This window comes from Phreatobacter aquiterrae (genome assembly GCF_053471285.1).
This window is the reverse complement of record NZ_JBJPHW010000009.1, coordinates 109,414-121,774: the sequence shown is the minus strand read 5'-3', so window position 1 is coordinate 121,774 and position 12,361 is coordinate 109,414. Positions and strand designations below refer to the sequence as shown.

Below are 12,361 nucleotides of genomic sequence, written 5' to 3'. Positions count from 1 at the left end.
TTCCCAAGTGCGCTTTGGCGCCGCCAAGATCTACCGACCAAGCCCTGCAAGGAACCGCAGGAGAAGCGCGCTGACCTCGTCGGCGCGCTCCTGCTGGATCCAGTGCCCCGCACCGTCGATGAGGTGGACGCCCCGGCACCCCGGAAGGGTCGTCGGATAGGCGTCGATCTGCGCCTTCGAGGCGGGGAAATGCATCACCCCGTCCTGCGTCCCGGCAATGAACAGCGAGGGCTGGCGGATCGGCTGGCCGCGCCATGGCGCCATCAGCGCGGCGTTGCGCCTGAGGTTGCGATACCAGTTGAGCCCGCCGCGAAAACCCGAATGGGCGAACTGCCCCGCGAGATAGGCCATGTGCTCCGGGGGCAGCCAGTGCGGCAGATCGCCGGGCGGATCGGTGTTGGCGTAGATGCCACCGGGCGTTTTCAGCCGGATCATCGACTTGCGTCGACCCGCGCGGTCACCGAACCCGTCGAAATAGATGCGCTTCAGGCTCTCCTCGGGGTCGCGGTCGAGTTCGGCATCGGCGACGCCCGGCGCCTGGAAATACTGCATGTAGAAGTCGCGGATGCCGAGCTTCTCCAGCGCCGTCAGCAGGTCCGTGTAGGCCGGCGGCGTCCACGGCACGCTCATGCCGACCACGGCGCGAAAGATGTCCGGGCGCAACAGTGCACAGTGCCAGGCGACCGGCGCACCCCAGTCGTGGCCGACGATGACGGCGCTGCCCGCTCCGAGCACCTTCACCAGTTCCACCTGGTCGGCGACGAGGTCGAGGATCGAATAGCGCTCGATCTCGGCCGGCGCGTCGGTGTGGCCGTAGCCACGCAAGTCGGGCGCTACCGCGCGATAGCCGGCGGCCGCCACCGCGCGCATCTGGTGCCGCCAGGAGGCCCAGCCCTCCGGCCAGCCATGGCAGAAGAGAACGAGCGGCCCGTCGCCCAGTTCGGCGATGCGCATGGCGATGCCGCTGGCCTTCACCATTCTGAGCGGGATCGGCGAAGCGTCGGGCACGGACATGGGGGCTCCGGGTGAGCGTTGAGGAACAGGAGCCTGCCCCAGCGGTTGGCCCTTGAACATTCCCCCGAACAGGAGGCGGCGGTGCCGCGCAGCGACTGGCTCACGACGTCTTCCCCCGATCGGCGGATATTGAGTGGAGGAAGCAGGTGGTCTTGACTGATCGAACGATTAGGACCCCATGACCGCAACCGCATCTCGCCCACCCGCCAGACCCTCGTCGCGCGAGGACATTCTCGACGCGGCCGAGGCCCAGTTCGCCCGGCGGGGCTTCGAGGGAGCCTCGATGCGGGGCATCGCGGAGGCCGCAGGCGTCGCCCAGGCGCTCCTGCACTACCACTTCAAGAGCAAGGAAGGCCTGTTCGAGGCCATGTTCACGCGTCGCTCCAGCGCCATCAACCGCATCAGGCTGGCGCGTCTCGACGCCATGCTGGCGCGCGGACAGGCAGCAGTGGAGGACATCGTCGAGGCGCTGCTGCGCCCGACCGTCGAGGCGGGCCATGACCCGAACCTCGGCGGCGGCCGTTTCGCCAGCCTAATCCTCGCCACCAGCGCCGCCGAGGGCGACTGGCAGAAGGGCCTGGTCGCCAGAAGCTATGACGCCATGGCGGAGCGTTTCATCGGTGCCCTCATGACGGCCCTTCCAGGCCTTGACCGCGCCAATGCGACCTGGGGCTATCTCTTCATCGTCGGGGCGGCGCTGACCCAGATGGCGCCGACCGGGCGCGCCGACCGGCTGTCGGGCGGACAGACCAGCGATCACGACACCGACGCCATGCTATCGCGGGCCGTCACCTTCGCCGCGGCAGGCCTGAGGGTCCTCGCCGCCCGACGCGGACCCGGCCTCTGGCCCCACGATACCGAGACTTGAGGAGACATCCATGCCACGCCGCATCATCGACCTGTCCGTGGCGCTGCGCGCCGACATCGCCTCCGACCCGCCCTCGGCCCTGCCCTCCATCACCTATGTCGACCACAAGCAGTCTGTGGCGCAAATCCTGCCCTTCTTTCCCGGCCTGACGCAGGACGACCTGCCGGGCGGCGAAGGTTGGGCCGTGGAGCAGCTCAACGTCTCCACCCACAACGGCACCCATCTCGACGCGCCCTACCACTTCCACTCGACGACGGATGGCGGCAAGCCGGCCTGGACCATCGACGAGATGCCGCTCGACTGGTGCTTCCAGCGGGGCGTGAAGCTCGACTTCCGACATTTCCCCGACGGCTACGTCGCCACCGTTGCCGATGTCGAGGCGGAACTCGCGCGCACCGGCGTGACGCTCCAGCCGCTCGACATCGTGGTGGTCAACACGGCGGCCGGCGCCCGCTACGGCGAGCCGGACTATGTCGGCCGCGGCTGCGGCATGGGCCGCGAGGCGACCCTCTACCTCACCGACCGCGGCGTCCGGATCACCGGCACCGATGCCTGGAGCTGGGACGCGCCCTTCGTCCACACGGCGCGCAAATATGCCGAGACGGGTGATGCCGCCCTCATCTGGGAGGGGCACCGCGCCGGCATGGTGCGCGCCTATGGCCACATCGAGAAGATGACCAACCTCGACCAGTTGCCGGCGACCGGCTTCACCATCGCCTGCTTCCCCTTCAAGATTCACAAGGCCTCTGCCGGCTTCTGCCGGGCGGTCGCCATCTTCGAGGAGTAAGGGCCATGAAACTCGTCACTTTCGTCGGCTCGCACGGACGCGACCGCCTCGGCGCCATCGTCGGGCCGGAGGGCGACGAGCATGTCCTCGACCTGGCCACCGCGGCCCATCGCGACCACGTACCGGCGACGGCCTTCCGTTCGATGCTGGCGCTGATCGAAGCCGGCCCGCGCGCGCTCGACAGCGCGCGAGAGCTCATCGCCCGGCACGGCATCGACGAGGACATCGCCCGGCCGCTGGCCCGCGTCCGGCTCAGGGCGCCGATCCCGGTCCCGCCGCAGGTGCGCGACTTCTCGGTCTATCCCCGCCATATCCTCGACGCCCCGGTCGGCATGCGCCGGATCATCGCGCGCTCGAAGGGCGACGAGGCCGCGGCCCGCGCCCTGAAGCCGGCGGAGGCGATACCGCAGGTCTATCTCGACCGTCCGATCTACTATTTCACCAACCGCTTCTCCATCGTCGGACCGGACGCCGAGGTGACCTGGCCGGCCTATTCGAAGCTGATGGACTACGAGCTGGAGTTCGCCGCCGTGCTCTGGGGCGGCGGCTCCAACATCCCGCTCGCGGAGGCCGGCCGGCACATCTTCGGCTATACGATCTTCAACGACTTCTCCGCCCGCGACGCGCAGCTTGCGGAGATGCAGGGCATGCTGGGGCCGGCCAAGGGCAAGAGCTTCGACGCCGGCAACGCCCTCGGCCCCTACATCCTCACCGCCGACGAGATGCCCGATCCCTATGGCCTGAAGGCTGTCGCCCGTATCAACGGCGAGGTGTGGACCGACAGCAGCACCGCCGGGATGCTGCATTCCTTCGAGGACATGATCGCCTATGTCTCGCGCTCCGAGACCCTGCATGCCGGAGAGGTCTTCGGCTCGGGAACGGTCAATGGCGGCTGCGGCCTGGAGCACGACCGCTTCATGGCTCATGGCGACGTGATCGAACTGGAGGTCGCGGGGCTGGGGACGCTCAGAAACCGGGTCCTGGCCGCCGCCACATGAGGCGGACCGGGGCGAAAACGCATCCAGAATGGTCGAAAATGGCCTCCGTCTTTGGAAAGAGGGTGGCGGCGAAATCTCGCCCGCCGATTTCGGCTAATGGAATGAGATTTCATTCTTTTTATCCTACCGGGTATCTTGCCGGTGAGGTCGGCGCCTCGACGTCCCGCGGCGCGGCACGGCGAGAAAGCGCCGCGGCAGGCATTGCGGCCGCCCCGCATATCTGATCACACTGTCGTCAACGATAACGGCCACGCCAATAATGGCAGCGCAAAAAGCGCCGGCCTTCCAGGGAGGATGACGGCCAATGACATCCGTTGGCTTTGCCGACGCACATCCGGAATCCGTCCAGACACCGCTCCTGGCGGTGCGCGACATTTCCGTCCGCTTCGGTGGCATTATCGCGCTGAACGGCATCTCGTTCGATGTCATGGCCGGTGACGTCGTGGGCCTGATCGGCCCCAACGGCGCCGGCAAGACGACGCTCTTCAACTGCCTCAGCCGCCTCTACATTCCCAACGAGGGCGACATCCTGTTCCAGGGCCGTTCGATCATGAACGCGCCCCGGCATGCCATCGCCGCGATCGGCATGGGCCGCACCTTCCAGAACGTCGCGCTGTTCGACCGCATGTCGGTGCTCGACAACGTCAAGGTCGGCTGCCACAGCCAGACCCATGCCGGCTTCCTGCGCTCGGTGCTGCGGGCAAGCGGCGTCGCGGCGGAGGAAAAGGCGATCGAGGACCGGGCGCGCGAACTCGTCGCCTTCATGGGTCTCGAGGCCTTCGCGGCCCTGCCCGCCGGCCCCCTGCCCTTTCCCATCCGCAAGCGCGTCGAACTTGCCCGCGCGCTGGCCGCAAGGCCGAAGCTTCTCCTCCTCGACGAACCCGCCGCCGGTCTCAATCACGAGGAGATCGAGGTGCTGAAGGAGCAGATCCGCCGCGTCGTCGAGATCCAGAAGGTCACCACGCTGCTGGTGGAGCATCACATGAGCCTGGTCATGTCCGTGTCGGACAAGGTGGTCGCCATCGACTTCGGTAAGAAGATCGCCGACGGGACGCCGGCCGAGGTCCAGCGCGACCCCGAGGTCATCCGCGCCTATCTCGGGACGGGGGCCTGACGCATGGCGCCTCTTCTGGAGATCAGCGGCCTCAGGGCCTATTACGGTGCGACGGAGGCCCTGCACGGGCTCAGCTTCAGCCTCGCCAAGGGCGGTATCACCACGCTGCTCGGCGCCAATGGCGCCGGCAAGACGACGACGCTGAGGGCCATCAGCGGCCTTGTCCGCCGCGAGGGCAGCATCGTCTTCGACGGCCAGCCGATCGACAGGATGGCGACCGAGGACATCACCCGCCTCGGCGTCGCCCACGTTCCCGAAGGGCGCGGCACCTTCATCGGCCTCTCCGTGGAGGAGAACCTCAAGATCGCCAGCTACGGCCGGCGCGACAAGTCGGGCGTCAAGCGCGACCTCGAACTCGTCTTCACCTATTTTCCACGGCTGCGGGAGCGCCTCGCCCAGCAGGCCGGCACGCTCTCCGGCGGCGAGCAGCAGATGCTCGCCATCTCGCGCGCCCTGATGCTGGGGCCGCGCCTGATGCTCCTCGACGAGCCCTCCTTCGGCCTTGCGCCGCTGATCGTCCAGGAGATCTTCCACATCATGCGGCGGATCAACGAGGAGGCTGGCGTCTCCATGCTGCTCGTCGAGCAGAACGCCGCCCTCGCCCTGAACCTCGCCGAAAACGCCTACGTGCTGGAGACCGGCACCGTCGTCATGGCCGGCCCGTCGGCCGATCTGAAGAACGACGAGGGCATCCGCAAATCCTACCTCGGCTACTGAGGCCCAAGAAGCAGGGGACAGAGGACGACGCATGGAACAGTTGATCCAGCAGATCGCATCGGGGCTCGCATCAGGCGCCATCTACGCGCTGGTGGCGCTGGCGCTGGTGATGATCTTCACCGCCACCGACCACCTGAACTTCGCCCAGGGCGAAATGGCGATGTTCTCCACCTATGTCTGCTGGCAGTTGATCCAGTGGGGCTTGCCGTTCTGGCCGGCGCTCGGCTTCACCATCCTCTTCTCCTTCATCCTCGGGGTGATGATCGAGAGGATCATCCTGAGACCGCTGCACAATGCCTCGGTGCTGTCGATCGTCGTCGTCTTCATCGGGCTGCTGGCCATCTTCCACTCGCTGGCGGGCGGCATCTGGAGCCACACGATCAAGAACTTCCCCTCGCCCTTCCCGGCCGTGACCTTCGCCGGCTCCGGCTATATCGGGTCGCACCAGATCGGCATGATCGTCGTCTCCCTGCTGATGCTGTTCGCGCTGTTCGCCTTCTTCCGCTTCACGCCGCTCGGCCTCGCCATGCGGGCGGCGGCGCAGAACCCGGTCTCCGCCCGGCTCGTCGGCGTCAAGGTCGACTGGATGCTGGCGCTCGGCTGGGGCCTGGCAGCCTCCGTCGGCGCGGTCGCCGGCGCTATGGTCGCCCCGGTCGTCTATCTCGAGCCCAACATGATGGCCTCCATCCTGCTCTACGGCTTCGCCGGGGCGCTGGTCGGCGGCATCTCCAATCCGGCAGGCGCGGTCTTCGGCGGGTTCCTGGTCGGGGTGCTGGAGAACCTCGTCGCCTATTTCGGCAACCTCACCGAGAAGACCTTCGGCATCTACATCGTCGGCAACGGCGAGAAGCTGACGGTGGCCCTCATCATCGTCATCACCATCCTCACCCTGAAGCCCGCCGGCCTGTTCGGCCGCACCACCGTCAAGAGGGTGTAGCTCCGTGACCGCCATCACCTCGACCGGCCCCGTCGCCGCGGACCCCATGCGCAACCTGACGCGCTACCTGCTCACCGGCCTGCTGGTGCTGGCCGCCGCCCTGCCCTTCCTCGTCGGCAAGTCGGGCTTCATCTCGAACTTCACCTTCCTCCAGCTCAGCCTGATGATCGTCTATGCGATCGCGGTGCTCGGCCTGAACCTGCTGACCGGCTTCAACGGCCAGATCTCCCTCGGTCACGGCGCCTTCTTCGCCGTCGGCGCCTATACGGCGGCGATCCTGATCGAGCACTACGGGGTCAACTACTGGCTGACCCTGCCCGCGGCGGCGCTGATGTGCTTCGTCATCGGCTATCTCTTCGGCCTGCCGGCGCTCAGGCTGGAGGGCCACTATCTGGCGCTCGCCACCTTCGGTCTCGCCATCGCCGTGCCGCAGATGCTGAAGTACAAGCACCTTGAGCCGCTGACCAACGGCGTGATGGGCATCAATCTTCTGAAGCCGGACGCGCCGTTCGGCCTGCCTTTGTCCGGCGACCAGTGGATGTATCTGGTCGTCCTCATCGTCGCCGTGGCGATGTTCTGGATGGCGCGCAACCTGCTGAACTCGCGTCCGGGCCGCGCCATGGTGGCGATCCGCGACCACACGCTCGCCGCCGGCACGATGGGCATCGACACCTCGCGCTACAAGGCGACGGTGTTCGGCATCTCGGCGCTCTATGTCGGCGTCGCCGGCGCGCTGCACGCCATCATCTTCGAGTTCGTCTCACCCGACAGCTTCCGCTTCGAGTTGTCCATTGCGATCCTGGTCGGGGCGGTGGTGGGCGGCGTCGCCTCGCTGCCCGGCGCCGTCATCGGCGGCATTTTTGTCCAATTCATCGAGAAATATGCCGACGCGATGACGAAGAAGCTGACGCAGGCGATCCACCTGCCGCTCGAACTGCAGCCCTGGACGCTCTACGGCATTACGCTCATCGTGCTGATTTACGTCATGCCCGGCGGCATCGCCGGGGGCCTCGCCGCACTGTGGGCGAGGCTCAAACGAAGGCAGGGCGGATGATCGCCCTGTCGCCACACGAAAACAGTGCATCCAGACACTGGTCAAGCAGGCGGCCGCCAAAGGCCGCAACCCACCCCGGAGGAAAGACCCATGACTGACCTGAAGCGCAGAACAGTGATCGCCGGCCTCGGCGCGCTGGCCGTGACCCCGGTCTTCGCACCCGCCATCGCCCAGAAGCGCTATGACGAGGGCGCCAACGACAGCGAGATCAAGATCGGCAACATCATGCCCTATTCGGGCAACGCCTCGGCCTACGGCAATATCGGCCGCACCCACGAGGCCGTGATGAAGATGGTCAACGATGCCGGCGGTCTCAACGGCCGCAAGATCAACTTCATCACCTATGACGACGGCTACTCGCCGCCCAAGGCGGTGGAAATGGTTCGCAAGCTGGTCGAGGAGGACAAGGTCCTCTTCATCTTCAATCCGCTCGGCACGCCGTCCAACACGGCCATCCAGCGCTACCTCAACCAGCGCAAGGTGCCGCAGCTCTTCGTGGCCACCGGCGCCTCGAAGTGGGGCCAGCCGCGCCAGTTCCCCTGGACCATGGGCTGGCAGCCGGACTACGTGACGGAGGGCGCGATCTACGCCAAGCACATCCTGGCGACCAAGCCGGACGCCAAGATCGGCGTGCTGATGCAGAACGACGACTACGGCAAGGACTACTTCAACGGCTTCAAGCAGGGCCTCGGCGCGGCCAACGAGCGCAAGATCGTCCAGCTCTCGACCTACGAGGTCACCGACCCGACGGTCGACAGCCAGATGATCCAGCTGAAGAACTCCGGTGCCGACGTGTTCTTCAACATCACCACGCCGAAGTTCGCGGCGCAGGCGATCAAGAAGGCGGCGGAGATCGCCTGGAAGCCGGTTCACTACCTCAACAACGTGTCGTCGTCCTTCGGCACCGTCTTCGGTCCCGCCGGCATCGACAACTCGCAGGGCATCCTCCTCGCGCTCTACCGCAAGGACGTCAACGATCCCCAGTGGGACGCGGCGCCGGACGTGGTCGCCTTCAAGGCCTTCATGGCCAAGTACATGCCGAACGCCAACCTCAAGGACGACGTCCACAACTACGGGTATTCGTGCTCGCACACCCTCCTGCAGGCGCTGCGCCAGGCCGGCGACAACCTGACGCGCGAGAACGTCATGAAGGAAGCGGCCAACCTGAAGAACTTCGAGGCGCCGCTGCTGCTGCCGGGCATCAAGGTCAACACCAGCCCGACGGACTTCTATCCGATCCAGTCCGTCCAGATGGCGCGCGTCAAGGGCAACAGCTTCGAGCTGTTCGGGGGCGTGCTGTCCAACGAGAGCACCTCCTGAGAAGGCAACCGGCGGCGCGGGGAAACCCGCGCCGCCCACTTCCTGGACTGAACGTCACGCGGACAGGCAAGGCGCATGTATCCCGGTCATCACGCAGCAGCACATCCAGCGCGCGCCGCCTTCATCATGGCGGGAACCGGAGAGACAGTCCCCTACCGGGTGTTCGAGGAGCGGGCGAACCGCCTCGCCCATCTGCTCCGCGCCCAGGGCCTCCAGCGGCTCGACCACTTCGCCATCTTCATGGAGAACAACGCCCGCTATCTCGAGGCCTGCGCGGCCGGCGAACGGACGGGTCTCTACTACACCTGCATCAACTCCTACCTGCTGGCGGACGAACTCGCCTACATCCTCAACAACAGTGAATCGAAACTGCTGATCACCTCGCGGTCCAAGAAGGAGGTGGCACTCCAGGCGCTGAAGCAGTGTCCGAACGTGACGCTGTGCCTCGTCGTCGACGGCGATCCGGCGGACAAGGCCCACCCCGATTTCGCAACCGCCGTTGCCGCGTTCCCGGCCACGCCCATCGCCGACGAGGGCCTCGGCACGCCGATGCTCTATTCCTCCGGTACGACGGGGCGCCCGAAGGGCATCCTCCGCCCGCTGCCGGAGAACCCGCCCTCCGAGCCGCTGCCGCTCTACAAGTTCCTCGACCAGTTGTGGCGGTACCGCGACGACATGATCTACCTGTCGCCGGCGCCGCTCTACCATTCGGCGCCGCAGGCCGCCGTCGGCCTCGCCATCCGGCGCGGCGCCACCGTGATCGTCATGGAGCACTTCGATCCGGAGGCCTATCTCGCCCTCATCGAGAAATACAAGGTCACGCACAGCCAGCTTGTGCCGACCATGTTCTCCCGCATGCTGAAGCTGCCGATCGAGGTGCGCAGCCGTTACGATCTCTCCTCGCTGGAGATCGCCGTCCACGCCGCCGCTCCCTGCCCGCCGCAGGTGAAGGAGGAGATGATCGCGTGGTGGGGGCCGATCATCCACGAGTATTACGGGGCGACGGAGGCCATGGGCTTCACCGCCTGCGACTCCCATGAGTGGCTCTCCCACCGCGGCACGGTCGGCAAGGTGCTGATGGGCGACCTGCACATTCTCGACGCCGACATGAACCCGGCGCCGAAGGGCGAGCCGGGCGAAATCTGGTTCAAGACCGCCAATCCCTTCGTCTATTTCAACGACCCGGAGCGCACAGCGGCCTCGCGCTCGCCGGATGGCACCATGTCGACCGTCGGCGACGTCGGCTATGTCGACGACGAGGGCTATCTCTACCTCACCGACCGCTCGACCTTCATGATCATCTCGGGCGGCGTGAACATCTATCCGCAGGAGTGCGAGAACCTGCTGATCACCCATCCGAAGGTCTCGGATGCGGCCGTCTTCGGCGTCCCCAACGACGACTTCGGCGAGGAGGTGAAGGCAGTGGTCCAGCCGATGCCGGGCCACGAGCCGGGTCCGGTGCTGGAGGCCGAGCTGATCGCCTTCTGCCGGGAGCACCTGTCGATCCAGAAGTGCCCGCGCTCCATCGACTTCATGGATCAGCTGCCGCGCCTGCCGACCGGCAAGCTCTACAAGAAGGCGCTGCGCGACCGCTACTGGGGCGACCGCAAGGGCCGCATCGTCTGAGGCGACGCGCCGCGTCGCCCGGATGCGGCTGCGGCGGTTGCCATTCCGGTTGCGACGCGCTTGTGTGAGCCAGAATCCCCTGCGGACGAGGTCCATGCAGCGTCAGGTCATCGAGGTTCCCGTCATCTCCGAGGCGATCCGCCGGCTCGGCGCGCCGACATCGGCCCTGGTGCGCGCCGGCGATCTCCTCTTCACCTGCGGCATGCCGCCGGTCGACATCCGGACGGGCGACATCGTCCAGGGCGACATCGCGACGCAGACCCGCGCCGCGCTCGACGCCCTGGAGGTGACGCTGGCCTTTGCCGGCTCCTCCCTCGCCCAGGCGGTGAAGACCACCGTCTTCATCACCGACCCGGCCCTGATGGGCGAGGTCAACGCCATCTATCGCCAGCGTTTTCCCGAGGGGTTTCCGGCCCGCACCAGCGCCGGCATCAAGGCCTGGCCGGCGCCCTTCGACATCGAGATCGAATGCGTCGCGGTCATTCCGTGACGCCGTCTTGCGCATGTGTATAAAATATGCACGGATGCGCGCCGAGAGAACGCTGGTGCTCCGGCACTGGCTGAATTTAGGATAAGCTGGTCGCTCCAGCCGCAAGCCACAGATGTTGCGAATGCGGGTCAGGGAGGCGAACGGACAGCCTGCCGCGTGAGGACCGCACCATGAGCCTGACCCTGTTCCGCAACTTCCGCCTTCTCGACCCGGCGATCTCCGACGACCTCGTCGAGGGCTACGAGATGCTCGTCGAGGGCGACACGGTCAGGGAACTCTCCGACAAGCCGATCAAGGCCTCCAAGGCCACCATCGTGAACTGCGGCAAGCGCACGCTGATGCCGGGCCTCATCGACTGCCACGTCCATGTCATCGCCACCATGGTCAACATTGGCCAGAACGCCCTGGTGCCGGACGCGCTGATCGCCTATCGCGCCGCCCGCATCATGAAGGGCATGCTCGACCGCGGATTCACCACCGTCCGAGACCTCGGCGGCGCCACCCATCCGCTCGTCGAGGCGCAGGAGCAGGGCCTGATCGAGGCCCCTCGTCTCATCATCCCCGGCAAGGCCCTGTCCCAGACTGGCGGCCACGGCGACTCGCGCTCGCGCTACGACCGCCGCGACCCCGAGACCTGGACGCGCACGCTCGGCTCCCTCGGCCGCCTCGCCGACGGTGTCGACGCGGTTCGCCAGGCCTGCCGCGAGGAGATCAAGCAGGGCGCCCATTTCATCAAGATCATGGCCAATGGCGGCGTCGCCTCGCCGAACGATCCGATTCACTTCCTCGGCTACTCGCGCGATGAGATCATTGCCGCCGTCGAGGAGGCGAGCAACGCCGGCACCTATGTCGCCGCCCACCTCTATACGGACGAGGCCATCCGCCGCGCCGTCGAGTGCGGCGTCCACAGCCTTGAACACTGCAACCTGATCCAGTCCAAGACGGCCAAGTTCGCTGCCGAGAAGGGCGCCATCGCCTGCCCGACGCTGGTCACATACGAATACCTCGGCGTCGAGGGGCCGGCCCTTGGCCTCGATCCGATCTCGGTCGGCAAGGTCGATACCGTGAAGATCGCCGGCATGAAGTCCCTGGAGATCATGCACAAGGCCAAGCTCACCATGGCCTACGGCTCCGACCTGCTCGGCGAGATGCACCGCCACCAGTCCGAGGAATTCGTCATCCGCGGCCGCGTCCTTCCCGCCATCGAGGTGATCCGCTCGACGACGATGCACGCCGCCAAGCTCTGCCGGAAGGAAGGCAAGATCGGCACGCTGAAGGCCGGCGCCTATGCCGACGCAGTGCTGGTCGACGGCAATCCGCTGAAGGACCTGTCTCTGCTGACCCAGCAGGGCGCGCATCTGGCCCTGATCATGCAGGGCGGCCGCATGCACAAGAACCAGCTGAACTGATCGGCGGACACCGAATGAGGAGATCGG

12 protein-coding genes are annotated in these 12,361 nt (G+C 66.5%); 11 read left to right on the top strand and 1 reads right to left on the bottom strand.

The features are described 5' to 3' along the window. Positions 1–30: 30 nt before the first annotated feature. A complete protein-coding gene (locus ACJ4V0_RS14800) occupies positions 31–1,014 on the bottom strand; it encodes an alpha/beta fold hydrolase (RefSeq protein WP_448300359.1) in 984 nt (327 codons plus the stop codon). Between the two features lie 178 nt (positions 1,015–1,192). Here ACJ4V0_RS14800 and ACJ4V0_RS14795 point away from each other — a divergent pair, with 178 nt between their 5' ends. From ACJ4V0_RS14795 to ACJ4V0_RS14745, 11 genes are all read left to right on the top strand, one after another. Continuing rightward, positions 1,193–1,882, top strand: a complete 690-nt coding sequence (locus tag ACJ4V0_RS14795) for a TetR/AcrR family transcriptional regulator (protein WP_448300358.1) — start codon at positions 1,193–1,195, stop codon at positions 1,880–1,882. Positions 1,883–1,892: 10 nt separating this feature from the next. Then, positions 1,893–2,669, top strand: coding sequence for a cyclase family protein (locus tag ACJ4V0_RS14790; protein WP_448300357.1), 777 nt, complete (start codon positions 1,893–1,895; stop codon positions 2,667–2,669). Positions 2,670–2,674: 5 nt separating this feature from the next. Beyond that, positions 2,675–3,667 (top strand): fumarylacetoacetate hydrolase family protein, encoded by a 993-nt coding sequence (locus ACJ4V0_RS14785; protein ID WP_448300356.1) that lies wholly within the window; start codon positions 2,675–2,677, stop codon positions 3,665–3,667. Between the two features lie 304 nt (positions 3,668–3,971). Next, positions 3,972–4,781: an ABC transporter ATP-binding protein gene (locus ACJ4V0_RS14780; protein WP_448300355.1), complete on the top strand. Its 810-nt coding sequence runs from the start codon at positions 3,972–3,974 to the stop codon at positions 4,779–4,781. A gap of 3 nt (positions 4,782–4,784) precedes the next feature. Beyond that, entirely contained in the window at positions 4,785–5,498 is a 714-nt protein-coding gene (locus ACJ4V0_RS14775) for an ABC transporter ATP-binding protein (RefSeq protein WP_448300354.1), read from the top strand. 31 nt (positions 5,499–5,529) lie between these two features. Then, positions 5,530–6,435, top strand: a complete 906-nt coding sequence (locus ACJ4V0_RS14770) for a branched-chain amino acid ABC transporter permease (RefSeq protein ID WP_448300353.1) — start codon at positions 5,530–5,532, stop codon at positions 6,433–6,435. Between the two features lie 46 nt (positions 6,436–6,481). Further along, positions 6,482–7,489 carry a branched-chain amino acid ABC transporter permease gene (locus ACJ4V0_RS14765; protein WP_448300425.1) on the top strand — a complete coding sequence of 336 codons (1,008 nt, stop codon included), beginning with the start codon at positions 6,482–6,484 and terminating at the stop codon, positions 7,487–7,489. Between the two features lie 90 nt (positions 7,490–7,579). Then, positions 7,580–8,809, top strand: coding sequence for an ABC transporter substrate-binding protein (locus ACJ4V0_RS14760; protein WP_448300352.1), 1,230 nt, complete (start codon positions 7,580–7,582; stop codon positions 8,807–8,809). Positions 8,810–8,884: 75 nt separating this feature from the next. After that, entirely contained in the window at positions 8,885–10,435 is a 1,551-nt protein-coding gene (locus ACJ4V0_RS14755) for an AMP-binding protein (RefSeq protein ID WP_448300351.1), read from the top strand. Between the two features lie 94 nt (positions 10,436–10,529). Next, on the top strand, positions 10,530–10,925 hold the full coding sequence (locus ACJ4V0_RS14750) for a RidA family protein (protein ID WP_448300350.1): 396 nt from the start codon (positions 10,530–10,532) through the stop codon (positions 10,923–10,925). Positions 10,926–11,095: 170 nt separating this feature from the next. After that, positions 11,096–12,334 (top strand): metal-dependent hydrolase family protein, encoded by a 1,239-nt coding sequence (locus ACJ4V0_RS14745; protein ID WP_448300349.1) that lies wholly within the window; start codon positions 11,096–11,098, stop codon positions 12,332–12,334. Positions 12,335–12,361: the final 27 nt, after the last annotated feature.